The 23,394-nt window shown below is 67.0% G+C and carries 22 protein-coding genes; 7 read left to right on the top strand and 15 right to left on the bottom strand.

What is annotated here, in order from left to right; all coding sequences use genetic code 11:
* Nucleotides 1–44: 44 nt before the first annotated feature.
* From G5B40_RS07875 to G5B40_RS07850, 6 genes are all read right to left on the bottom strand, one after another.
* Nucleotides 45–968 carry a hypothetical protein gene (locus tag G5B40_RS07875; RefSeq protein ID WP_165097219.1) on the bottom strand — a complete coding sequence of 308 codons (924 nt, stop codon included), beginning with the start codon at nucleotides 966–968 and terminating at the stop codon, nucleotides 45–47.
* A gap of 9 nt (nucleotides 969–977) precedes the next feature.
* A complete protein-coding gene (locus G5B40_RS07870; RefSeq protein ID WP_165097217.1) occupies nucleotides 978–1,556 on the bottom strand; it encodes a 2-hydroxychromene-2-carboxylate isomerase in 579 nt (192 codons plus the stop codon).
* 1 nt (nucleotide 1,557) lies between these two features.
* Nucleotides 1,558–2,283, bottom strand: coding sequence for an SDR family oxidoreductase (locus tag G5B40_RS07865; protein WP_165097215.1), 726 nt, complete (start codon nucleotides 2,281–2,283; stop codon nucleotides 1,558–1,560).
* A complete protein-coding gene (locus G5B40_RS07860; protein ID WP_165097213.1) occupies nucleotides 2,280–2,576 on the bottom strand; it encodes a DUF1330 domain-containing protein in 297 nt (98 codons plus the stop codon). Before G5B40_RS07860 ends, G5B40_RS07865 begins: the two co-directional genes overlap by 4 nt.
* A gap of 73 nt (nucleotides 2,577–2,649) precedes the next feature.
* Nucleotides 2,650–3,075 (bottom strand): VOC family protein, encoded by a 426-nt coding sequence (locus tag G5B40_RS07855; protein WP_165097211.1) that lies wholly within the window; start codon nucleotides 3,073–3,075, stop codon nucleotides 2,650–2,652.
* A complete protein-coding gene (locus tag G5B40_RS07850; protein ID WP_165097209.1) occupies nucleotides 3,072–3,569 on the bottom strand; it encodes a DinB family protein in 498 nt (165 codons plus the stop codon). Before G5B40_RS07850 ends, G5B40_RS07855 begins: the two co-directional genes overlap by 4 nt.
* A 74-nt stretch (nucleotides 3,570–3,643) precedes the next feature.
* On the opposite strand from G5B40_RS07850, the gene ndk reads away from it, so the two are divergent.
* Nucleotides 3,644–4,066, top strand: coding sequence for a nucleoside-diphosphate kinase (gene ndk / locus G5B40_RS07845; protein WP_165097207.1), 423 nt, complete (start codon nucleotides 3,644–3,646; stop codon nucleotides 4,064–4,066).
* Nucleotides 4,067–4,139: 73 nt separating this feature from the next.
* Here ndk and G5B40_RS07840 read toward each other — a convergent pair whose 3' ends face one another.
* The 3 genes from G5B40_RS07840 to G5B40_RS07830 all read right to left on the bottom strand — a co-directional run bounded on the left by G5B40_RS07840 (nucleotide 4,140) and on the right by G5B40_RS07830 (nucleotide 6,875).
* Nucleotides 4,140–4,502, bottom strand: a complete 363-nt coding sequence (locus G5B40_RS07840) for a rhodanese-like domain-containing protein (RefSeq protein ID WP_165097205.1) — start codon at nucleotides 4,500–4,502, stop codon at nucleotides 4,140–4,142.
* Nucleotides 4,503–4,514: 12 nt separating this feature from the next.
* Nucleotides 4,515–5,408 carry an MBL fold metallo-hydrolase gene (locus tag G5B40_RS07835; RefSeq protein ID WP_165097202.1) on the bottom strand — a complete coding sequence of 298 codons (894 nt, stop codon included), beginning with the start codon at nucleotides 5,406–5,408 and terminating at the stop codon, nucleotides 4,515–4,517.
* A 282-nt stretch (nucleotides 5,409–5,690) separates the two neighbouring features.
* On the bottom strand, nucleotides 5,691–6,875 hold the full coding sequence (locus tag G5B40_RS07830; RefSeq protein ID WP_165097199.1) for a pyridoxal-phosphate-dependent aminotransferase family protein: 1,185 nt from the start codon (nucleotides 6,873–6,875) through the stop codon (nucleotides 5,691–5,693).
* Nucleotides 6,876–7,104: 229 nt separating this feature from the next.
* Between G5B40_RS07830 and G5B40_RS07825 the strand changes: the two genes are divergently transcribed.
* The 4 genes from G5B40_RS07825 to G5B40_RS07810 all read left to right on the top strand — a co-directional run bounded on the left by G5B40_RS07825 (nucleotide 7,105) and on the right by G5B40_RS07810 (nucleotide 12,807).
* A complete protein-coding gene (locus G5B40_RS07825) occupies nucleotides 7,105–7,758 on the top strand; it encodes a protein-L-isoaspartate O-methyltransferase family protein (RefSeq protein ID WP_165097196.1) in 654 nt (217 codons plus the stop codon).
* A 148-nt stretch (nucleotides 7,759–7,906) separates the two neighbouring features.
* Nucleotides 7,907–9,217 carry a TolC family outer membrane protein gene (locus G5B40_RS07820; protein ID WP_165097194.1) on the top strand — a complete coding sequence of 437 codons (1,311 nt, stop codon included), beginning with the start codon at nucleotides 7,907–7,909 and terminating at the stop codon, nucleotides 9,215–9,217.
* 61 nt (nucleotides 9,218–9,278) lie between these two features.
* A complete protein-coding gene (locus G5B40_RS20895) occupies nucleotides 9,279–9,752 on the top strand; it encodes a hypothetical protein (RefSeq protein WP_179961605.1) in 474 nt (157 codons plus the stop codon).
* A 94-nt stretch (nucleotides 9,753–9,846) separates the two neighbouring features.
* On the top strand, nucleotides 9,847–12,807 hold the full coding sequence (locus G5B40_RS07810; RefSeq protein ID WP_165097191.1) for a valine--tRNA ligase: 2,961 nt from the start codon (nucleotides 9,847–9,849) through the stop codon (nucleotides 12,805–12,807).
* Here G5B40_RS07810 and G5B40_RS07805 read toward each other — a convergent pair.
* On the bottom strand, nucleotides 12,782–13,657 hold the full coding sequence (locus G5B40_RS07805) for a CPBP family intramembrane glutamic endopeptidase (protein ID WP_165097188.1): 876 nt from the start codon (nucleotides 13,655–13,657) through the stop codon (nucleotides 12,782–12,784). The genes G5B40_RS07810 and G5B40_RS07805 overlap by 26 nt on opposite strands.
* A gap of 71 nt (nucleotides 13,658–13,728) precedes the next feature.
* Between G5B40_RS07805 and G5B40_RS07800 the strand changes: the two genes are divergently transcribed.
* Entirely contained in the window at nucleotides 13,729–14,394 is a 666-nt protein-coding gene (locus G5B40_RS07800; protein ID WP_165097185.1) for a cupin domain-containing protein, read from the top strand.
* Here G5B40_RS07800 and G5B40_RS07795 read toward each other — a convergent pair.
* The 5 genes from G5B40_RS07795 to G5B40_RS07775 form a co-directional block, all read right to left on the bottom strand.
* Nucleotides 14,376–14,711, bottom strand: coding sequence for a hypothetical protein (locus tag G5B40_RS07795; RefSeq protein ID WP_165097182.1), 336 nt, complete (start codon nucleotides 14,709–14,711; stop codon nucleotides 14,376–14,378). The genes G5B40_RS07800 and G5B40_RS07795 overlap by 19 nt on opposite strands.
* Nucleotides 14,708–15,490 (bottom strand): exodeoxyribonuclease III, encoded by a 783-nt coding sequence (gene xth, locus G5B40_RS07790; RefSeq protein ID WP_165097178.1) that lies wholly within the window; start codon nucleotides 15,488–15,490, stop codon nucleotides 14,708–14,710. The genes G5B40_RS07795 and xth overlap by 4 nt, the downstream gene beginning before the upstream one ends.
* Before the next feature lie 86 nt (nucleotides 15,491–15,576).
* Nucleotides 15,577–16,515, bottom strand: coding sequence for an alpha/beta fold hydrolase (locus tag G5B40_RS07785; protein ID WP_165097175.1), 939 nt, complete (start codon nucleotides 16,513–16,515; stop codon nucleotides 15,577–15,579).
* Between the two features lie 130 nt (nucleotides 16,516–16,645).
* Nucleotides 16,646–18,700 (bottom strand): DNA helicase RecQ, encoded by a 2,055-nt coding sequence (gene recQ / locus G5B40_RS07780; protein ID WP_165097173.1) that lies wholly within the window; start codon nucleotides 18,698–18,700, stop codon nucleotides 16,646–16,648.
* A 123-nt stretch (nucleotides 18,701–18,823) separates the two neighbouring features.
* Nucleotides 18,824–21,757 carry a ribonuclease E/G gene (locus G5B40_RS07775; protein ID WP_165097170.1) on the bottom strand — a complete coding sequence of 978 codons (2,934 nt, stop codon included), beginning with the start codon at nucleotides 21,755–21,757 and terminating at the stop codon, nucleotides 18,824–18,826.
* Between the two features lie 444 nt (nucleotides 21,758–22,201).
* Between G5B40_RS07775 and G5B40_RS07770 the strand changes: the two genes are divergently transcribed.
* Nucleotides 22,202–23,383: an N-acetylmuramoyl-L-alanine amidase gene (locus G5B40_RS07770; RefSeq protein ID WP_165097168.1), complete on the top strand. Its 1,182-nt coding sequence runs from the start codon at nucleotides 22,202–22,204 to the stop codon at nucleotides 23,381–23,383.
* Nucleotides 23,384–23,394 lie beyond the last annotated feature (11 nt).

The raw sequence follows: 23,394 nt of genomic DNA, 5'->3' as shown, positions 1-23,394 counted from the left end.
ATAGCAAGAGGTTCGCCCCTTGCGGGCGAAGACTTTGGCGCCGGTCAGCCGATCTCCCAGCCGAGCCGCGTCTTCACTTCATGGAACATCGCGCCGACTGCGGCCTCCGGCGTCGGCCCGGACGGCGCGCCGGCCGCCTCTCGCGCGGCGAACCAGTCCCTGAGCGTCATGAAGGTTCCGAACGCGAAGACGCCGAGCCCGAAAGCGCCGGCGGCGTCGCCGAGATCGGCGAACTGCGCTGTGGTCTCGATGGTGATCGAGATCGCCGTGGCGGCCGTCATCAGGCCGAATTCGCGGCCACGGGCGCCCGCCGCCCGCTCCGCTTCCGCGGCGAGGCCGCGCGTCGCTTCAACGATATCGCGCGGGCGATGGCCGCGAGCGACAAGATCGCGCTGCCAGTCGTAGAGCGCGGCGCGGGACTGGCGGAATGAATCCGCATCGGTCATCTCGAGCGTGCGTTTCAACGCCTCTTCCGGAGCCTCCGCCACCGGGACGGCGAGCCGCTGCGCGATCACGAGGAGGACCGTCTCCTCCCGCCCCGTAGCACGCGGCTCCGCGTTGGCGGCGGAGGAATGGGCGACAAAGGCGGCCTCGGACTGGAAGCCCTCATAGGTCTCCACGAGCGGCACGCCGGCGGGGCGGAACGCCCGCGCCTGCTCGATCAGCACGCGGCGGGTGGCGGCGTAGGCCAGGTCCGGGTCGTTCACGTCCTCGGCGTCGCGCTGGAGGTCGGCGAAGGTCGCCGCCCAGTCGGCGCGGCGCTCCGGCGTCCAGCGCGCGTGAATCGCCCGCTCTCCAAGCTGCGCAAGCCGGTTGAGCATTCCCTGCTGGTCCCATTCCGGCTTCCAGGGCGCGCCGCTTTCGGGACTGGGAAGAAGCAGGCGGTCAAAGAGGATCAGGTCGCGCGCGATCTTCAGCGCGTCCTTGTGATCGACGACGGAATAGGCCCCCCAGCGTTCCGCGGGCATGGCGTCCCCTCAGGCGGGCTTCGCCGCCCTGATCACCCAGTCGATGCGGTCATTTCCGAAATGCATCTGATCGGCGACGAAGAAGGTCGGCGCGCCGAAGGCGCCGCGAGCGATGGCTTCTTCGGTCGTCGCTTTCAGCTTCGCTTTCACCGGCTCCTCGGTCATCGAGCCGAGAATCGCCTTCGCGTCGAGCCCGGCGCCCTTCAGCGCGGCGCGTAGGGTTTCAGGATCGGATATGTCTTCGCCCCGGCCGAACATCGCCTCGTAGACGGCCTGCACATAGGTCGGGAAGCGCGCGTCCCCCTCCAGTGCGGCGGCGCCGCGCATCGGCGCGATGGTGTTGAGGGGGAAACTCCGGGGAAACTTCAGCGGAACGCCATAGGCGTCGGCCCAGCGATGCAGATCCTCCGTCATCCATTTTCCCTTGGCGGGGACGGTGACGGGAGAATTGTTGCCGGTCGCCTTGAAGACGCCGCCAAGCAGGAAGGGGCGCAGCGCGACCTCGCCGGCCGCCTCCAGCTTCGCAAGCTGGGTCCAGGCGAGATAGGAAGCGGGGCTGCCGAAGTCGAAAAAAAACTCGATCCGCATCTCAGAACTCCTCTCTCCAGGGGCGAATATCCATCTCGAGCGTCCAGGCGTCGCGTGGCTGATTGTGCAGCATCCAGTAGGTTTCCGCGATGCTATCGGGGTTCAGGATGCCATCGTCGGCCTTCAGCGCATAGCGTTCGGGAAACATGTCGCGAATGAAGGCGGTGTCGATCGCGCCGTCAATCACCACATGCGCGACATGAACGCCCAGTGGTCCAAGCTCGCGCGCCATCGCCTGAGTCATGCCGCGGAGCGCGAACTTGGCGGAGGCGAATGCGGCGCCGTTGGCGTAGCCTTTGACGCTGGCCGAAGCGCCGGTGACGAGAATCGTCCCCTGGCCGCGCGCCGCCATCCGCAGCGCCGCCTGCCGGCAGGTCAGATAGCCGGCATAGGCCGCCATCTCCCAGATCTTGCGGAATTTCTTTTCCTCCAGTTCGAGGAAGGGAAAGCGGGCGTTGGCGCCGATGTTGAAGACGCAGACCTCGATCGGCGCGACCTCGCGCTCGATGGTCTCGAAAAGCGCGACGACCTCCGATTCGACGCGCGCGTCGCAACCGAAGGGGTGGGCGCGCCCGCCGGCGGCCTCGATGTCGGCGATGAGCGGCGCCAGCGCTTCCTCGCTGCGCCGCACCGGACAGGCGATGTAGTCTTCGCGCGCGAAACGCCTGGCGACGGCGCCGCCGGTCGCGTCGCCCGCCCCGATGACCACCACAGCCCGTTCGCTCATGGGTCGTAACCCTCGATCACCGTGAACTGCGCGTCGCCGGCGCCATCGCGGAGCTTCTTCGCGGCCTGGTAGACGTCCGAATGATAGCATTCGACGGCGGCTTCGTAGGAAGGAAACTCGATCACGACGAGGCGGAGTCCGTCCGGCTCCCCCTCGATCACCTCGCTCCGCCCGGCGCGAATGATGAACTTGCCGTCGAATGCGGCGATCGCGTCTCCGCTCACGGCGCGATACTTCGCGTATTGCTCCGGGTCGGTGACGTTCACCCGGACGATGATGTAACCTTTCGCCATGCCATTCTTCCTTCCGTTCCGGCGCGGTCCGGCGCCGTCAGAATGACGGGTCTTCGCCGCGCGGGGTTCCCGTTCAGCAGTCTTGCGGATCCGCGTCTTCAAACCAGAGCGCTCGCTCGGCGAATTCCAGAGAATTGCCGGCCGGGTCGCGAAAATAGATCGACCGCGCCCGGTTCGGCCATCTGAAATCCGCTTCGATCGCGACATTCGCCGCTTCGAGCGCCGCGCGCCATGCGTCAATCTCCGTCGCCGTCGCGCTGAAGCAGAGATGCCCCGGCCCGCGCGCGCCATGGGCGGGGACCGGGAGCGGGCCGGAACCCGGCTCTTCAGTCTTGTCTGGATTGAAGATCAGGAGGATCACGCCGCCGCAGCGATAGAAGACGTGGCGATTCCCGGCCCGAAGAATGCGCTCCAGCCCCAGAACGCCGCCATAGAACGCCTCCGCCGCGTCGAGGTCGTCGGCGTAGAGCGCGGCTTCAAGGATGGCGCCCGGTTTCATGCCGCCTCGCGTTGAAAGAACAGCAGATCGAGCGGCGGCGCGGTCGCGCCCGCCGCGGTCAGCATCTGATGGCACTGGCCGCGGTGATGGGTCTGATGGTTGAAGAAATGCGCCAGCGCTGGGGCCAGCTTCTGGGTGATCGGCTCCGGCGCCGTCACCCGGACATAGGAGAAATCCGCCGCGATGCCGGCTTCGGAAAGTCCGGTGACGTAGTTTTCGATACGCGCATCCATCGCCCCGCGCGCTTCGCGGAGCGCCGCGAACCCGTCGAACGGGACCTCGTCCAGCCGCTCATGCGTCTCGCCTTCGCCGGTAAATCGGCGCATCCAGATCCGGTCCGCGACAAGGAGATGGTTCAGCGTCGCGTGGAGCGAGCCGAAAAACGCGCCGGCGGGGGCGTTGCGCGCGGCCTCGGGCAATCCGGCCGCCGCAGCGTAAAGCCGTCTGTTCGCCCAAGCGTTATAGGCCGCGAACATCTCGAAATGCGCTTTCACGGTGCCGTCTCCCATGCTAGGCGACGCGCCGAACCGGAACGGGCGTGAGGCCCAGAAATCAAGGACGGACCCAAATGGCGATCCAGCGCACTTTCTCCATCATCAAGCCGGACGCGACGGCGCGCAACCTCACCGGTGCGATCAACGCGAAATTCGAGGAAGCGGGCCTGCGCATCGTCGCGCAGAAACGCATCCACCTGACCAAGGCCCAGGCCGGCGAATTTTACAAGGTGCACGAGGCGCGCCCGTTCTATGACGAACTCTGCTCGTTCATGTCCTCCGCGCCGATCGTCGCACAGGTGCTTGAGGGCGAGGACGCGATCGCGAAGAACCGCGAAGTGATGGGCGCGACGAACCCGGCGGAAGCGGCCGAAGGCACCATCCGTAAGGAATTCGCGCTTTCGATCGGCGAGAATTCCGTCCATGGCTCCGACGCGCCGGAGACGGCGGCGGTCGAGATCGCCTATTTCTTTTCGGGGCTCGAACTCGTCGGCTGAATATCCTGCGAACTTCAGAAGGCCGCACGCCTGTGCCGGGCGGCCTTCTGACGCCCGAAGCGCCGCAAACTGCTCAGGGCGTCACTTTTTTCGGCGCGCCGGTCGCCATGTCGGTCCCGATATAGGGGAGTTTGCGCGCCTTCCATGCGGCGAAGCCGCCCGCCATGTGCGCCATAGGCGCGACCCCCGCGGCGATGCAGCTGTCGCCGACTTTTTTCGATCTGACGCCCGACCCGCAATGCAGCACGATGCGCTTGTCGGTCTGGGTCGGAAGACTCGTCGCGGTGAAGTCCGCCATCGGCGCGAGAAGCGCGCCTTCAATGCGCTCCAGCAGGAATTCCTGCGGCGTGCGCACATCGATCAGAACGATCTCGCCCCGGTCGAGCGCAGCCTTCACCTCTTCGGGGCTCCAGTCTTCAAGGTCGCTGTCGGCCATGTCGTCTCTCTTTCAGAAATGGTTCGCCGGGATACGGAAATAGCTTGATCCGTTTGAGTCGGCCGGCGGCAGGCGGCCGCCCCGCAGGTTGAATTGCAGTGCGAAGAGCATGCGATCGGGAAGCCCGAGTCCCGCGTCGCGCTTCTCGCGCAGCTTGACGTATTCCTCCTCGCCGACGCCGCCGCCGACATGGACGTTCTTTTCGCGATGTTCGGCGACGGTCGCCTCCCAGGCCGGCTCCTTGCGCGCCTCGGTTCCGTAATCATGACCGATGAAGAGACGGGTCTCCTCCGGCAGCGCGAGAATGGTCTGGATCGTGCGATAGAGCTCATGCGCGGAGCCGCCTGGAAAATCCGCGCGCGCGGTGCCGAAATCCGGTTGCATTAACGTGTCGTGAACAAAGGCGGCGTCGCCGACGACATAGGTGATCGACGCAAGGGTGTGGCCGGGCGAGTGGATGACGCGCGCGGGGAGATTTCCGATCCGGAACTCGTCGCCGTCGCGAAACAGCCGGTTGAAGTCGCGCTCTGGCGCGAACGCGTCGGGCTCATTGTAGATCTCCCGCCAGAGTTTCGCGACATCCTCGACATGCGCGCCGATCGCGTTCGGCGCTCCGAGCCGGTCGCGGAGCGAGGCCGAGGCCATGAGATGATCGGCATGGGGGTGGGTGTCGAGTATCCACTCCACCTCGTAGCCCTTCCGGGCGACAAAGCCGAGAATCTCCTCCGCTGCATCCTCATTCGTCGATGCGGAGGCGGGATCGAAGCCTTTCACCACGTCGATGAGCGCCACCTTGCCGGTGTCCTCATCCGCGACGACATACTGTATGCTGCCGGTGTCCGCTTCATAAAAGCCGGTGACTGACGGGCTGCCTGCGCCGTTCGAAATGCTGGTTCTGCTGATCATCCGGTCCGGTTCTCCATTGCTTCTCCGGGCGCTGAGGTGCGCACCGGTCGCGACGGTGTCGGAGAACGCAACGCCCTCAGGCGCGCTTCGGTTCCTTGGCGTCCGATGCGAGCGCGTCCGAAGAGCGCGGCGGTCGGAAGCGCGCGGCGTCCACCGTGGATCGACTCCATCATTCCGGACGGTCAATGTCGAGCCTCTTAGCGGGCCGCGTCCTTGTGACGCTTCACCCCGCCTCGAGGGAAGCCGGGGTCGGGGCCGAACGCTTCCGTTCCGACCGGATCGCTAGGCCACGTCGTCCTTCATCGCCGCGATCGCCGCCTCGACGCCGCCGGGCGCGTAGGGCGCGCCCATATGGGCGAGCGCGAGTTCGATGGAGCCGAGCGTGCCGAGGATCATCGGCGCGTTCACGTGACCCATATGCCCGATCCGGAACGTGATGCCCTGCAACTCGCCGAGACCGGTGCCGAGAGTCACGTTCAGCTTTGTCTCCGTGCATGCGCGCAACGCCTGCGCGTCGATCGCGCCGGTGCGTATCGTCGTCACCGAGTCCGAACAGGCGTCCGGATCAAGGATATTCAGCTCCAGCGGACCGTTTTCGCCCCAACGCGACACCGCCGCACGCACGCCCCGGCCGATGGCGGCGTGGCGCGCCCAGACCGCCTCCAGCCCTTCGGCGAAGATCATGTCGAGCGCCTGGCGGAGCGCGTAGAGGTGCTGGACCGGCGCGGTGCCGTGAAAGAGCTGGTAGAATACCTCCGGCTCCGCCCGCAACTCCCACGCCCAATGAGCGCGGCCGCGCGTCAGCGTCTTTGTCTTGTCCCAGGCTTTCTGCGACGCCCAGGCGAAGCCCAGCCCCGGCGGGGTCATCAGCCCTTTCTGCGAGCCGGCGGTGGTGACGTCGACGCCCCAGGCGTCCATCTCGTAGGGAACGCAGCCGATCGAGGCCATGCAATCGACCATGTAGAGCGCCGGATGGCCGGCGGCGTCGATGGCGCGGCGGATCGCGGCGATGTCGTTCCAGACGCCGGAAGCGGTGTCGATCTGTACAACCAGCACGGCCTTGATCTCGTGTTTCGTATCGGTGCGAAGCCGATCCTCGACCATTTGCGGGTCGACGCCCCCGCGGTCTGGAGCGTTCAGAACCTCGATCTCGACGCCGAGCGCCTTCGCCACTTCGCCCCAACCGACGGCGAAACGGCCGGACTCGAGCACCAGCGCCTTTTCGCCCGCATCGAGCGTGTTGACGATCACCGCCTCCCAGACGGCGTGCCCGTTGCCGATGAAGGTCATCGCGCGGCTTTCGGTCCGGGCGACGCGTTTCAGATCGGGGACGATCCCGTGGGTCATCTCGATCAGGGCGCCCTCGTAGATATTCGTCGCCGGCCGGTGCATAGCGCGCAGCACCTCGTCGGGCATGACCGAAGGCCCGGGAATGGAAAGGAAATGGCGACCGTTGGCGAGAGGCATGCGAAGTGCTCCGATACGAGAGTTCGGAACTTCCTTTAGCATGGCGGCGGGCGGCGGAAAGCCCGGATATGGTGATCGTAGAAATCACGTGATCTGATGAGAGTGTAATTTGTGCGACGCCGCGCCCTCCCGCGGCGCCGGCGCGGCGTTGCGGGCGCCGGCGCCCTGTGGCAATAGGGCCGTCGAATGCAACCGCGCCGCTCGGGCGCCAAGGAGGCGATAGCAGGCGATGAGCGATTTCGCGAAATCCCGCGTCGCGATGGTCGACCGGCAGGTCCGACCTTCCGACGTCACCAGTTATCCGATCATTGAAGCGATGCTGAAAATTCCGCGTGAGCGTTATGCGCCGGCCGCGCTTCGCGCCGTCGCCTACGCCGATGCGCCGCTGGCTCTCGGGCCGGGACGGGAGATGCTGGACCCGCGCACGTTCGCGAAGATGCTGGATGGCGCCGATATCGGGCCGGACGATCTGGTGCTCGATCTCGCGCCGGGCTACGGCTATTCCACCGCCGTCATCGCGCGGATGGCGGCGGCGGTGATCGCGATCGAGCCGTCGTCCGAGATGGCCGCAGCCGCGACCGAGATCCTGAACGCCGAGGAGGTCGATAACGCCATTGTGAGCGAGGGCGAGCCGGCTGCGGGCGATCCGGCGCACGGACCATACGACGCGATTTTCATCAACGGCGCGGTCGGGGGGACGCCGAAGTCGCTGCTTTCGCAACTGAAAGAGGGCGGAAAGATCGTTGCGATCGAGATGGAAGGCGCGAATGGGAAGGCGGTCGCCTATATCCGCAACGGCGATCAACTCTACTCTCGACCGCTCTTCAACGCGACAGCGCCCGTGCTGCCGGGGTTCGAGGTGGCCGAGGAATTCGCCCTCTAGCACGAAAAAGATTGCCTTTGCGCCGATTTCAGGTAATTTGTGACTGCGAGAAATCGTGAGAGGCGATAGGTTTATGGGCCGACATTCAACTAAAATAGTGACTGCGGCGGCGATAGCGTTCGCAGCCACGGGCGCCGGAGCGGAGACGTTGGAGCAGGCGTTCGCGACGGCTTACGCAACCAATCCGACGCTGATTGCGGCGCGCGCCGGCGTGAAGGCGGTGGACGAAGGCGTGCCGAGCGCCCGCGCCGGCATGCTGCCGAATGTCAACGCGACGGCGACGGTCGGGGCCAGCTATACCGAGATCAACGGATCGACTCCCGCCGACAGCAATCAGCCGCGCTCTGTCTCGTTGAACGCGGCGCAGGTTCTTTACGATGGCGGGCGAACCTGGAATTCCGTGGACGCGGCGGTTTCCGGAGTAGACGCCGCCCGCTCGCGGTTGATCGATACGGAACAGAACGTGCTTTTGCAGGTCGTCACCAGCTACATGAATGTGCGCCGTGACCAGCAATTCGTCGCGCTGGGGCGGAATAATGTTCGCGTCATCAGCGAGCAACTCCGCGCCGCCAACGACCGTTTCGCTGTCGGTGAGGTCACGCGGACCGACGTGAGCCAGGCGAGCGCGCGCCTCGCCCAGTCGCGCGCCTCGCTCGCAGCGCGTGAAGGAAATCTCGCGCAGTCCTTTCAGTCCTATGCGCGCGTTGTCGGCGCGCCCCCGGGCGATCTGTCGGCGCCGCCGCCGTATCCGCCCCTGCCAGCGACGCTGGCGGAGGCCGTCGCGGAAGCGCTGGATCGCCATCCCGCCGTGCGCGCCGCACGCTATGACGAGGAACAGTCCCGCAGCGACATCGCGACCGCCCAGGGCGCGCTTCTGCCGACGGTCGCGCTTACCGGGTCCGTCAGTTATGGCGAGAATTTGAGCGCCAGTTTCTCCAATGGTCAGAGCACGGCGACCGTGCAGCTTCGGGCTTCGATCCCGCTTTATCAGAGCGGCGCGGCCTATTCCGACATTCGCCGCGCGCAGGCGGTGCAGAGCCAGCGCGTTTCGCAGATTCATGAGATCACGCGCGCCGTTCAGGAAAACGTGGAGAACGCCTGGACCAGTCTGATGACCGCGCGGATCACCATTCAGGCCGGGCGCGAACAGGTCGAGGCCTCCCAACTCGCCTATGAGGGCGTCACCGAGGAGGCGAAGCTCGGCGCGCGCACCACTCTCGACGTGCTCGACGCGGAGCAGGAATTGCTGAACGCGCGGACCAACCTCGTCGCTTCCGAGCGAGACGAATATGTCGCGGCTTATTCTGTCCTTGCGGCGATGGGCCGGCTTACGGTGAGCGGCCTTGGTGTCGATGTCGCGATCTACGATCCGAACGTGAATTACGCCGATGTGAATGACAGGCGTTTCGGATTCGACGCGGACGAATTGACGGAGTGGAGATCTCCGATCGCCCCCTGAAGGGCGCTTGCCGGCGGAAGATGAAGCCATGACCGAAGGAAAGACCGGCGACGAGCGCTCAATGAGCGAGATTCTTGCTTCCATCCGCAAGATCGTCACGGAGGAAGAGCGAACCCGCCGCGCCGCGGAGCGTCAGCGGGACCAGGACGAAGGGGAAAGCGCCGCGCCGGTGCTGGTCCTGACCGACGCCATGCGCGTCAAACCCGGAACAGGTCCGGACGATAAGGCGGCGGCGGGCGAAGCGGCCTCCGGCCCGGACGAAGCGCCACTTGATCTGGGCCGGGAGGCGGTGCTGATCTCCGCGCCCGCGCCCGCGCCCGCGCCCGCGCCCGCGCCCGCGCCCGCGCCCGCGCCCGCGCCCGCGCCTGCGGGCCGGCCGTCGCGGCCCGACCTCGAAGAAATCGAAGCGATCGTTCGCCGCGTGGTGCGGGAAGAACTGAAGGGGCCGGTCGGTATTGAAATCAGCCGCAAGGTTAAGGCGTCGATCCGCGAAGAGGTGCGCCGCGCGCTTGCGGATGACGAGCCGCTGATCTGAATCCGACCTCCCGCGCGGTCCGGCGCTTTTCACGCGCCCGCCGTCGCGCTATGCACCCCGCGACCCGAATGACGATCCGATCGCGGAAACCGACATGACACTTGAGAAATCCTTCGACCCGGCCACGGCCGAGCCCCGTATCAACGCGGCCTGGGACGCCACCGGCGCCTTCGCCGCCGGCGCCAACGCCCGCGCGGGAGCGGAGAGCTTCTGCATCGTCATCCCGCCGCCGAATGTCACTGGTTCGCTCCATATCGGGCATGCGCTGAACAACACTCTGCAAGACATACTCGTTCGCTGGAAGCGGATGCAGGGGTTCGACGTGCTCTGGCAGCCGGGGCAGGACCATGCCGGCATCGCGACACAGATGGTGGTGGAGCGCAAGCTGGGCGAGGCCGGCCAGCGACGCACCGATTTCTCTCGGGAGGAGTTCGTCGGGAAGGTCTGGGAGTGGAAGGCCGAATCCGGCGACACGATCATCGGCCAGTTGAAACGCCTCGGCGCCTCCTGCGACTGGTCGCGCAATCGTTTCACGATGGACGAGGGGCTGTCTGACGCGGTGCTCAAGGTCTTCGTCACGCTCTACGACAAGGGCCTGATCTATCGCGGCAAGCGGCTGGTGAACTGGGATCCGCATTTCGAGACCGCGATCTCCGATCTCGAGGTCGAGAATGTCGAAGTTGACGGCCACATGTGGCATTTCAAATACCCGCTCGCCGGTGGCGAGACCTATGAATATGTCGAGAAGGACGAGGAGGGAAACGTCACCCTGCGTGAGACGCGCGATTATATCTCCATCGCCACCACGCGCCCGGAGACGATGCTCGGCGACGGCGCCGTCGCGGTCCACCCGTCGGATGAGCGGTACGCGCCCATCGTCGGCAAGCTCTGCGAGATCCCGGTCGGGCCGAAGGCGCATCGACGCCTGATTCCGATCATCACCGACGAATATCCCGATCCGGAATTCGGCTCCGGCGCGGTGAAGATCACCGGCGCGCATGATTTCAACGATTACGGCGTCGCCAAACGGAACGGCATTCCCTGTTATCGGCTGATGGACACGAAGGGCGCGCTTCGCGCCGATGGCGCGCCTTACGTCGAGGAGACGGCGAAGGCGCAGGGGATCGTCGCCGGCGCCCAGCTTTCCGAGGCGGAGATCGACGCGATCAATCTCGTTCCCGACGAGTATCGCGGGCTCGATAGGTTCGAGGCGCGCAGGCGCGTCATCGCCGACATCACCGCCGAAGGACTGGCGGTCACGGTCGAGGATGGGGATGGAAACGCGATCCCCCTCGTCGAGGCGAAGAAGATCATGCAACCGTTCGGCGATCGCTCCAAGGTCGTGATCGAGCCGATGCTGACCGATCAATGGTTCGTGGACGCCGAAAAACTGGCCGGTCCGGCGCTGGAGGCGGTGAAGGACGGGCGGACGCGGTTTGCGCCGGAGAACTGGGAAAAGACCTATTTCCACTGGATGGAGAATATCGAGCCGTGGTGCATCTCCCGCCAGCTCTGGTGGGGGCATCAGATCCCGGTCTGGTATGACGATAGCGGCGAGATGTACTGCGCGATGTCGGAAGACGAAGCGTTCAAAAAAGTGCAATCTCGCTGGGAAGAAACGCATCCCGGAAAAAAGATCATCGTTCAAAGCACACCGCTTGGGATCGCCCATGCAGCGCCCGGCGGACAGAATCTGGCGGCGACGGGGCAGGTCGAAGGTGGTGAAACGATCAACGTATTTGTCGGTCGCGACCCCGACGTGCTCGACACCTGGTTCTCCTCCGCGCTCTGGCCCTTCTCGACCCTTGGCTGGCCCGAGGAAACGCCGGAGCTCGCCCGCTATTACAAGACCGACGTCCTCATCACCGGCAATGACATCATCTTCTTCTGGGTCGCCCGGATGATGATGATGGGGCTGGAGTTTCTGGACGAGGTGCCGTTCCACACCGTCTACATCAACTCCATCGTCACCGACGCCAAGGGCAAGAAGATGTCGAAGTCGATCGGCAACGTCATCGACCCGCTCGACCTGATCGACCGCTATGGCGCCGACGCGGTGCGCTTCACGCTGGCGAGCCAGGAGGCGCAGGGGCGCCGGCAAATCCGGCTGGCGGAATCCACCGTCGAGGGCGGGCGGAACTTCGTCACCAAGCTCTGGAACGCCGCCCGCTTCGCCGAAATGAACCAATGCGTCCCCGATCCGGATTTCGACCCTGCCGGCGCGACGCAGGCGCTCAACCGATGGATTGTCGGCGAGACGGCGAAGACCCGGCTGGTGGTCGACAGGGCGCTGGAGGAATATCGCTTCAACGACGCCGCCAACGGGCTCTACGCGCACACCTGGCGGGTGTTCTGCGACTGGTATGTCGAGTTTTCGAAGCCGCTTCTGCAGGGCGAGGACGAGGCGGCACAGGGCGAGACCCGCGCGGTGATGGCCTGGGCGCTCGACCAGATCCTGCTGATGCTGCATCCGATCGCGCCTTTCGTGACCGAGGCGCTCTGGTCCGCCATCGCGCCGCGTGAGAAGCCGCTCGTGCATGGCGACTGGCCGGTTTACGGCACGGAGCTGATGGACGCCGCGGCTTCGGCGGAGATCGACTGGGTGATCGGGCTGATCGAGCAGGTGCGCTCCGTGCGCGCGGAGATGAATGTCAGCCCCGGAGCCAAGCTGCCGCTCGTGATCGTCGAGGCTGACGCGGCGGCCGAGGAGCGCCTCGCCCGCAACGCGGCGCTGATCCGGCGGCTCGCGCGGATTGAGCGCATGGACGCGGGCCCGGCGCCCAAGGGAGCGGTCACGCTGACGCTGGCGGGCGCGGTCCTGGCGCTGCCGCTCGCGGGGGTGATCGACATCGCCACGGAGCGCGCGCGGCTTGAGAAGGCTTCCGCGAAGGCCGCCAAGGAGATCGGTGGGCTGAAGGGCAAGCTCGGCAACCAGAAATTCCTCGCCAACGCGCCGGAAGAGGTGATCGAGGAGCAGCGCGAGCGCCTCGAGGCGGCGGAGGGCGCCGCGGCGAAGCTCGAAGCGGCGCTCAGCCGTCTCGCCGAGATCGGCTGAGCCTGAGCGCGAGTAGCGCGAGCGCCGCCATCAGCGCGATGTCGAGCCAGGCGAGGTCGCCGGCGCTTCCGCCCTCCGGCCAGCGAAAAAGCGCGAGGCCGGCGAAATAATCCGGCGGCGATACCAGCAGGATCGCGGCAAGGTTGACGCCGAAATGCAGCCCCCAGGCGGCGAAGAGATCGCCCGTGCGCGCGGTGACAAGAGCGAGGATTACGCCCGAGATCCCGGTCGCCAGAACCGTCAGAACTGCGCCGCCCGGCGCGGCCGGATTCCAATGCAGGAGCCCGAAGAGGAGTGAGGGTGCGCCCGCCCAGATCAGCGGAGACCGATACCGCGCCGCCAGTTGCTGCAGGACGTAGCCGCGAAACAGCGCTTCTTCCGCCCCGGTCTGGATCAGAATGAGCGGAATACCCGCTGCGGCGCCGAGCGCCCAGACGCCGGGATCCGCTGCACCCGCCATTGGCGCGCCGACGAGAAACGCGCCCGCCAGTAGCCCGAGGCCGGAGAACAGACCCGCCGCGAGCAGCCCGTAAGCGAACCGCCGGCCCCGACCGCTTCGAGCCGGGCCAAGGAGCGTGCCGAGCCCGCGCCGGTGGAAAAGCCGCAGCGCAATGACAAGCGCCAGCCACCAGAGCACGAAGGTCGAGAGCGCGAAAAGCGCGCCAGCCTGCGTGTTCAGCGCGGCGACCGGGTTCGCCGGGGGCGGATAGTCGAGCCGGCTCAGCGCCAAGCCGAACGCCAGCGCCCCGCCGATCAGGAGCGCGGCGATGAGACAAAGCCCCGCAGCCAGCCGCCAGAGCGCCGCGCGGGGCTTGGCGGGCGCGATGAACGCGTCGAGCGCGGCCTTCATCGCGCGTCCAGGGCGCTTGCGCCGCGCCCTCTTGCCTGCGATCTTCGGCGGGGCAGCGAAACGCAGGGCGCATGAACACAATATGGAAGCGGGCGAGGCGGGCGGCCTTCGCCGGGGCCCTTCTCGCGGCGCTCGCCGCCTGCGCGCCCGAGCCGGCGCCGGGGGCGCCTGATATCTCGCGCCTCCAGCAGCCGCTCTCGCCGGACTATCTTCAGATCGTCTCGGTCGCGCCGGATCTGGTGGAGGTCGACGCCGCCGGAAACGTCGTGCGCGTGACGCCGCCGGACGGGCTCTGCATTCCGCTCGATTCGATTCAGACCGGGCCGGAGTCGGTCTTCATGATCTTCGCCGAATGCCCCGGCGCGCCCCGGGCCGGGCTGGGCGGCGTTCTGAGCATCTCGGTCTCCAGGATGCCGCTCGCCGGTGGATTGCCCGCCCTCGAGAGGTTCTTCGACTCCCCGAAAGGGGTGATCGGGCTCGGCTACGGCGGCGATAGGGCCGACGTCTCTATGGTGGAGACGATGACAGGGCCGCGCGCGCTCTACGCCGTTGTCGAGGACCGGAGCGAGTTCGGCCCGGCGTTCGCGGGCGATCTGATTTGCCGCGCCTTCACAGAAATCGACGACCGGATGACCGTCGTGACGTTGATCAGCCGGCGCGGCGAGCGGCAGGAGGCCGCGGGAATGCGCGCGAAGCTTGCCGAGATCGTCGCCGCGCTTCACGCTGGCAACGCCTGAGTCCAGAACGCCGCGTCGTCCCCCGGTCGTCCGAGCGGGGCGAGGATGGGCGAGACCTCGCGAATCCTCTGCGCCGGGACGAGGGCGCGGCGCGCGCCGATCAGATAGGCGTGGGGGTGGGAGGCGCGCCGGCGCGCGGGCGTGTCCGGCCGTGCGGACGCAGTGGCGTTTCCAGCCCGCATATAGCTTTCGTAGCCACGCCGCCAACTCCACGACGAGGCGGCGACTGCGCGCGCGTCATAGACGCCGGCGGCGGTGTTGGAGACCGGGAGCAGGTAGGCGATTGCGGCCGGGACGCGCCGGGTGGGCGCTGTCATATGTCGATATCCGCCCAGATCGGTGTGTGATCGGACGGTTTCTCGCCGCCGCGTGGTCGGCGGTCGATTTCGCAGGCCGTCAGTCGGTCCGCGGCCTCCGGCGTCAACAGCAGGTGATCGATCCGGATGCCGTTGTTCTTCGCCCAGGCGCCGGCCTGATAATCCCAAAACGTATAATTCATCGGCGCGGCGTTCAGCGCTCGGAACGCATCGGTGATGCCGAGCGCGAGGAGGCGCCGCCACGCAGCGCGGGTCTGCGGCAAATAGAGCGCGTCGTCGAGCCAGGCCTCGGGATTGTGAGCGTCCTCCTCCTGCGGGATGACGTTGTAGTCGCCGGCGAGAATCGCGGTCTCCTCCGCTGCGACCAGTTTGGCGGCGCGGGTTTCGAGGCGGCGCATCCAGCCGAGCTTGTAGTCGTACTTTGGCCCCGGCGCCGGGTTGCCGTTCGGAAGATAGAGGCAGCAGACCCGCGCCGCGCCTGAATCGCCGGGGATCGTCGCCTCGATCCAGCGGGCCTGTTCATCCGCTTCGTCGCCGGGCAGGCCGCGCGAGACATCCTCGATAGGGCGTTTGGAGAGGATCGCGACGCCGTTGAACCCTTTCTGCCCGTGGGTCTCGATATTGTAGCCGAGGTCCTCGATCGGTTCGCGCGGGAAGGTCTCATCGACGCACTTGATCTCTTGCAGCAGCGCGACGTCGGGCGCCGCGGTTCCAAGCCAGTCGAGAAGCGCCGGCAGCCGCGCCCTCACCCCGTTGATGTTGAAACTTGCGATCCGCATGCGTGCGACATTAGGGGCGCGCTCAAGGCGCGGCAAGCGGGCGCGGACGGGGCCGTCCTGTCGCGAGAGGGCGGGCCTCGGCGCGCTCAGATCGCTACGCGGTCAACCGACGTGATATGCGCCATCGTCGCTTCGATGCAGGCCTGATGACGCACGATCTCGCGATGGCCGACGCCATGCGTCGGCGCCAGCCGGGCGTTCGGCAATGCGCGAAACCGCTCCGCATGTGTGTAGGAGACCGAATCGTCCTCCGGGGCATGAATGACCAGGATTGCGGAATCTCTCGCCCGCCAGATTCGCCGCACGTCATATTCGTCGAGCGGCCGCCCGGAGAGCCGCCCGGCCCGCGCCAGGAGCCTGGCGCGCGCGGCGTCGCTGAGGGCGTAGGCGAGGGCGAGTTCGTCGAGCGCGGCGGCCATCGCCGATGGCGCGGCGATCGAAACGACCGAGCGCGGCGTCGCCCCGGCGGCGGCGAGCACGCTTGACACGGCGCCGCCGAAACTGTGGCCGATCACATGATCCGGCGTGAGCCCGCGCGCCGCCAGCATGGAGGCGACCGCATCGGCCCCGCTCTCTGCGTCGGTGACGACGCCGGACGATCCGCCATGCGCAGGAAGATCGACCACAAGCGCGTCATAACCCGCCGCGACCAGCGGGCCGATGAACGCGGCCATGGCGCGGGCGTCTGCGGTCCAGCCATGAAGGAGCAGCGCGAGGCCGCGCGTCTGGCCGTCGGAGCGGAAATGATAGGCGCGAAGAACGCCGCGTCCGGTTCGGGTGACGACCGGCGTGTCGAGCCGCTCCGCGCCCTTCAATAGCGTGGCCGCATCACGCAGAAGCGCGCGCTCACGCCGACTGTAGCGACGGGTGAGCGCCGGGCGGCGATAGAGCGCATGAAGCGCCCAGGCCGCAGCGCCGGGCGCGATCCGGCTGAACGCGCCGAAGCAGAGCCGAGCCCAGAAATAGCCGCTCGATGCGGTCCGCAAGGTCGCCGCCACACCCGCGAAGGCGCCATATGTCGCCATGTCGAGACCGCCCGCTCACCGCCCCGCGTTCCGCGCAGGGCTGTTGTCCTCGGGGTGTGTGCGTAACAGGAAGATGTGACGGCTTGCTGACGGTTTCTCGTTTTGGAACCGGGATGAGGCGCGCCGGGATTCAGGCGTCCGCGCTTGAGATGATCGAAAGAAAAACCGCGCCGAACCGGTCGGATTTTTGTGGCCCTACGCCCGAAATTTGCGCCAGCGCCTCAAGGCTGCGTGGCCGCGCCTCGGCGATTTTCGCGAGGGTCGGCCTTGTGCAGGCGAGGAATTTGTCCCGGCCCTCGACGCCCCGCGAGAGCGCGATCTGCGCTTCCTCCAGCGCCGCGAAAAGCGCGCCGTCGCCGTTTGTCGCCGCCCGGCGGCGGGCGGGATGCGCGGGTTCCTCCGCAGTTTCGTTGATCGCGGCGAGAAACGCCGCGCCGTAGCGCGCCAGCTTTTGCGCGCCGACGCCGTGACAGGCGGCGAACTGGTCGAGATCGTGTGGTTTTCGCGCCGTCATATCGATCAGCGAACGGTCGGAAAAGACGATATAGGCCGGCCCGCCCTGCTCCTGCGCCAAGCGGGCGCGAAGCGCGCGGAGACGGCTGAACAGCGCTTCATCCTCTTCGGCGACCAGTGCGGCGGGGACGGCGCGGTCGGCGCGCTTCGCCTTCGCGCGCAGCGTGTCCTCGCGTATCTCGATCCGCTCCTCGCCGCGCAGAACCGGGCGCGCCGCGTCGGTCAACCGCCAGGCGCCGTGGCGTTCGGCGTCGATCCGGACGAGGCCGAGCGCGTAGATCTGCCGCATCACGCCCCGCCACCAGCCTTTCGCCTTGTCTGCGCCCTTGCCGAATACCGCCAACTGGTCGTGGCCGGCGCGCGTCGCCTTCTCCGTCGCCTCGCCCCTCAGGACGGCGATGATGTGATCCTGGCCGTAGCGCTCTTCGGTGCGGTAGATCGCGGAGAGCGCCATCTGCGCCGCCTCGGTGCCGTCGAAGAGCGCCGGCGGCCGGTCGCAGAGGTCGCAATTGCCGCATGGTTCGGACTGTTCGCCGAAATAGCCAAGCAGGATCTGGCGGCGGCAGCGCGGCGCTTCGGCCAGCGCCAGCAGCGCGTTCAGCCGCGCGTGATCGGCGCGCTTCCTGTCATTCGGCGCCGGGCTTTCGTCGATCCGCATCCGTTGCAGACGGATGTCGTCGAGCCCGTAGAGCGTCAGCGTTTCGGCGGGCGCGCCGTCGCGCCCGGCGCGGCCGATCTCCTGATAATAGCTCTCCATGGATTTCGGCAGATCGGCGTGGACGACATAGCGAATATCCGGCTTGTCGACACCCATGCCGAAGGCGATCGTCGCGCACATCACCACGCCGTCTTCAAGCTGGAAGCGTTCCTGATGGTCGCGCCGCGTTTCCGGGTCCAGCCCCGCGTGATAGGGGAGGGCCGGGAGGCCGGCGTGGCGCAGCGCCCCGGCCAGCACTTCGGTCTTGTTTCGCGAGGACGCGTAGACGATGCCGGATCGGCCCTTTCGCGCGGTGACGAAATCGAGAAGCTGCCGACGCGGCCCGTCCTTTGCCGCGAAGGCGAGGTGGATGTTCGGCCGATCGAAGCCGCGCAGGAACACCCGCGGCGGCGCGGCGAAGAGTTTCGCTGCGATCTCGGCGCGCGTCTCCTCGTCCGCGGTCGCGGTGAAGGCGGCGGTCTGCGGCCCGCCGAGCGCGGCGCGGAGCGCGCCGATCTTCAGATAATCGGGGCGGAAATCATGGCCCCACTGACTGACGCAATGCGCCTCGTCGACCGCCAGCAGCGAAACGCCTGTGCGCCGGATGAGCGGCGCGGCGGAGCCAAGCCGCTCCGGCGCCAAGTAGAGCAGCTTCAGCACGCCGCGGTCGATTGCGTCGAAGACGCGCTCGGTCTCCTCCGGGTCGTTCGCCGAGGTCAACGCCCCGGCCTCCACGCCGAGTCGGCGGAGCGCCTCCACCTGGTCGCGCATCAGCGCGATGAGCGGCGAGACGACCAGCGTCATCCCCTCGCGCCGGAGCGCCGGCAACTGATAGCAGAGCGACTTGCCGCCGCCTGTCGGCATAATCGCGAGCACGTCCTCCTCGTTCAGGATCGCCTCGATGATTTCCGCCTGGCCGGGGCGGAAGGCGTCGAAACCGAAGACGGATTTGAGGAGATCGAGGGCAGGCTGCATGCGCCGGGTTTAGGACGCGGCGCGCGGGGCCGCAAGGCGGTGAAATGCGGGAAAGGGCGCCGCGATCAGCGGCGCCCTTTCCCAATCATCAAGCGGCGAGCGAACCCACCGTTGCGAGCGTGGTCATGACCACCAGCCGCGTCGTCGGGGCTTGTCGGGTTTCGGCGCCTCGGCGACAGCCAACTCGGGCTCGGGTTCGGGCTCAGGCGCTGGCCGCGGTTGAGGTTGAGGCTCCGGCTGAGGCGCAGGCTCGATTTCCGCGGCGACGACCGGTTCCGCCGGCGGAGGGGTCGGCGCATCCGCCACCGACGCAGCGCCGGCCGCCTCGGCGGTGTTCGCCTCCGCCTCGGCAGGCGCCGCCTTTGGCTTGCGCGCCCTTGGCTTTCGCTTCGGTTTCGCCGGCGCTTCCTCCCCAACGGTTTCCGTTTCCGGGCCGCGCTCTTCAGCCGCTTTCGCAGGAGAAACCGCAGGGGTTTCGGGGGCCTCGGCCGGGGTGTCCGGGGCGGCTTCCGCAGGGGGTTCCGCAGGAGCTTCCGATGAGTCCTCGGCCGCCGCTTCGGATCCCGCGGTTTCCGCCGCTACGGCTTTCCGGCGCGACGCCGGGCGCGCGCGTTTCGGCTTTTGCGCCGTTTCGTCCGCGGTCGCGACAAGGTTGTCCTCGGGCGCGCCCGATTCGCTGGTCTCGATCACTTCGCCGAGAGCGGCGCTTTCCTCGCGGGCCTGGCCCTGGCGGGTCTCGCCCTGCTGCTCGTCATCCGACCGCCGCCGCTTGCGCCCGCCGCGCTTTCCACGTCGGCGGCGTTTACCTTCGCCATCGCCTTCGCCGCCGGAGCGCGCGGTGTTCTCGTTGCGCTCGGGCTTCTCGCGCGAGTCCGCGCTGGCGTCGTTCACCGGCGTATCATCCTCGGCCTCGCTATCCGCCTGGGCGCCGTCATAGGCGGTCTCTGCGGTGATGGTGCGAGGGGACTCCGCCGGGCGCGGCGCTTGCCGCGCTCCCTTCACTTTCTCCAGCTTGTAGTCCGGGCTGATCATCGTCGGATCGGCCTCGATCAGCAGGTCGATGCCGTAGCGCGCCTCGATCTGTGCGACATGCTTGCGTTTCTGGTTCATCAGGAAGTTGGCGATGCCGACGGGCGCGATCACCTTGACCTCGCGCACCCGGGCGTGCACGCCTTCTTCCTCGACCTCGCGCAGGATCGCCAGCGCGACATTGTCGGCGGAACGCACGATGCCGGTGCCGTGGCAATGCGCGCAGGGCGCGGTCGTCGCCTCGATCATGCCGGGGCGGAGCCGCTGACGCGACATCTCCATCAGCCCGAAAGCGCTGATCCGACCGACCTGAATGCGGGCGCGGTCGTTCTTCAGTCGTTCTTTCAGCCGCTTTTCGACCGCCCGGTTGTTCCGGTTCTCGTCCATGTCGATGTAGTCGATCACGATCAGCCCGGCCAGATCGCGGAGCCGGAGCTGGCGCGCGACTTCGTCGGAAGCCTCAAGATTGGTCTTGAGCGCGGTCTCTTCAATCGAATGTTCGCGGGTCGAACGGCCAGAGTTCACATCAATCGCGACGAGCGCCTCGGTCACGCCGATGACGATATAGCCGCCGGATTTCAGCTGAACCGTCGGATTGAACATCGCCGAGAGATGGCTCTCGACCTGGTACTTGGAGAAAAGCGGCGTCGCTTCCCGATGCGCCTGCACGTTCTTCGCGTGGCTTGGCATCAGCATCTTCATGTAATCCTTGGCCTCGCGATAGGCTTCTTCGCCCTCGACGAGTATGGAATCGATGTCGCGCCCGTAAAGATCGCGGATCGAGCGTTTGATCAGGCTGCCTTCCTCGTAGATCAGCGCCGGCGCCATCGAGGCGAGGGTGAGGTCGCGGATCTGCTCCCACTGCCGCAGGAGGAACTCGTAATCGCGCTTTATCTCGGTCTTGGTCCGCTTCGCGCCGGCGGTCCGCACGATCAGCCCCATGCCCTTCGGCACTTCCAGCTCGCCCGCGATCTCCTTCAGCTTCTGGCGGTCGGAGGCCTGGGTGATCTTGCGCGAAATGCCGCCGCCGCGCGCCGTGTTCGGCATCAGCACGCAATAGCGCCCCGCCAGGCTGAGATAGGTCGTCAGCGCGGCGCCCTTGTTGCCGCGCTCTTCCTTCACGACCTGCACCAGCATGATCTGCCGGACCTTCACGACTTCTTGGATCTTGTAACGTCGGGTCGGCGCGCGGCGCGGACGGATCTCGTCCTCGACCTTCTCGGCGCCGACCGATTCGACCTCGTCCTTCGCCGCATCGCGGTTCGCGTCATCGTCGTCGCCGTCGTCGTCATCATTGGGTTCGACAGCGTGGCGAGGAGCCTCCGAGACGCTTTCACCATCGTCAGCGCCGGAATCCTCTGCGATCGAGTTTGGGCTGTCGCCGCGCTCGTCGGTATCGGAATCTTCGGCCGATTCGGTCGTCGCGTCTCCGGCGGTTTCGGTTTCGGCCGCGGCGACCTGCGTTTCCGCGGGCGGTGATTCGGGCGTCTCGACCTCTTCAGTTGTCGGGTAAGGAGCTTCCGCTTTCACGGGGTCCGCGTCGGCGATCTCCATGTTGGTGGGAGTGACTGTTGCAGGTTTTGGAGCCGCACCGTTCTCGGCCGATGTTTCGCCGTCGGCTGTCTCCATGCCATTTGTATCGGACCCGCCCGCGTCGCCGGATTTCCGGCGGCGGGAGCGTGAACGCGGCGCGCGGCGGGAGCGCGTTTTTCGCGGCTCCTCCTCCTCATCGGCGGCGTTAGCCACCGCCTCGGCTTCGATGATCGCCTCGCGGTCGGCGAAGGGAATCTGGTAATAGTCCGGATGAATTTCCGAGAATGCAAGAAACCCGTGCCGATTGCCGCCATACTCGATGAAGGCGGCCTGTAACGACGGTTCGACCCTCGTGACCTTCGCTAGATATATATTGCCAGCAAGTTGTCGCTTGTTGATCGATTCGAAGTCGAATTCGTCGATCCTGGTTCCATCCATGACCACGACCCGGGTTTCTTCCGGGTGCGTGGCGTCGATGAGCATTTTCTTCGCCATTGAGCTTTCTTCGGCGGCGCGCGGTGCGCAGGCGCGCCCGGCGGCGCCGTCTTTCCTGTGAGAGAGAGAGATAGCGGAGCCGAAGACGTTGACGCAGCCGTGACCGGCCTTGCGATCCTACGCCTCTCGGTTGTCCGTCTCTTCATGTTTTCAACCATTGCACGGCAAAGGCGCCGCGGGTGTTTCGGGTGGCGCCGGATGCGCCAGAGGAGGCGTCTGTTCGGCATCGCCGCTTGTTGCGGTCGCGCCGGCGCAGTCGCCCCCAGCTGAAATTCAGCGGGGTGATGACGAGGCGGGGCCGCGTTTCGCGCACCGCCCTGCCGTCAAGGGCGACCATAGTCGTCGCATTCGCGAAAGTCCAAAGGGATTTTCAACCCGCCGGGGTCATGTGTAAGCCTGCCGAAGCCCGGCGGTTTGGCGGGGCGGCGGCCAAGGGTTCGGCGAATGCGGGGAACTGTCACGCGTAACGGCGCGGCGCGGATTCTGGTCGCGCTTTTCGTTGCGGCCGCAGGATGGGCGACGGCCGGCGAGACCGCGCTTTTCAGCAGAGTTCCAGGTCCTGGCGGCGGCGAGCGGCTGACGCTGAGCCTTCCTGACCGCGCCGCCTACAGCATTTTCACTCTGACCGATCCGCCGCGCGTCGTCGTCGACTTTCCCGCGCTTCCCGCATGGGCCGCGTCGGAACGCGCGGCGGGGGCCCTTCATCTGATCGACGGTCTTCGTTTCGGACGGAGCGGGGACGGCGCGCGGCTGGTCGTCGACCTGAAACGCCCGGCGCGCGTGGCGCGCGTTCATACCGAGGCGGCGACGAAGGGCGCGAGATTCATTCTCGACCTCGCGCCGGTCGGCGCCGAAGCCTTTGCGGCGCTCGCCGGCTGGCCCGAAGCGAAGCCGCCGCCGCTTTCCGCGCAGGCCCCGCCGGCGACGGAGGAGGAAGATGGCGCGCTGATCGTCGTCATCGATCCGGGCCATGGCGGCCTCGATCCCGGCGCCATCTCACGCGGCGTCGAGGAAAAGAACCTCGTGCTCGATTACGCGCGCGCGCTCGCCGCCGCGCTCGACGCTTTGCCGGGGTTTCGGGCGCTGTTGACGCGGCGGGGCGACGAATACCTCTCCCTGCGCGAACGCGTGGCGTTCGCGCGCGAAGCTGGCGCCGGGCTCTTTCTTTCGCTTCACGCCGATGCGCTGGCGAGCGGAGATGCGGCCGGCGCCTCCGTCTATGTGCTGAGCAGGTCGGCGTCAGGACGCGAAGCGGCTGCGCTCGCCGCCGCGCATGATCGCGCCGAAAGCATCGCTGGGGTTCCGCTCGACGCGACGGAGCGCGACGTCGCGCGGGTTCTCATCGATCTCGCCCGGCGGCGCACCGACCAGCGCTCGCGCAATCTCGCGACGCGGCTCGTCGCGGCGCTGCGCAAAGCGACGCCGGTGCTGGAGGGGCGGGCGCTGCAATCGGCGGGATTTCGCGTTCTCAAGTCGCCGGACATCCCCTCGGCGCTGATCGAACTCGGCTTCATGTCGAATGCGGAGGATCGGGCGCGGCTTCTTTCCCCCGCCAGCCGGGACGCCGTCGTCGCCGCCATCGCCGGCGCTGTTGCGGAATGGGCGGCCGCGGAACCGGCGGAGTGACGGGCGAGGGT

It is taken from the genome of Pikeienuella piscinae (assembly GCF_011044155.1).
Classification (GTDB): domain Bacteria; phylum Pseudomonadota; class Alphaproteobacteria; order Rhodobacterales; family Rhodobacteraceae; genus Pikeienuella; species Pikeienuella piscinae.
Note: the sequence above shows the minus strand (reverse complement) of the source record. Positions and strands in the feature narration are given on the sequence as shown.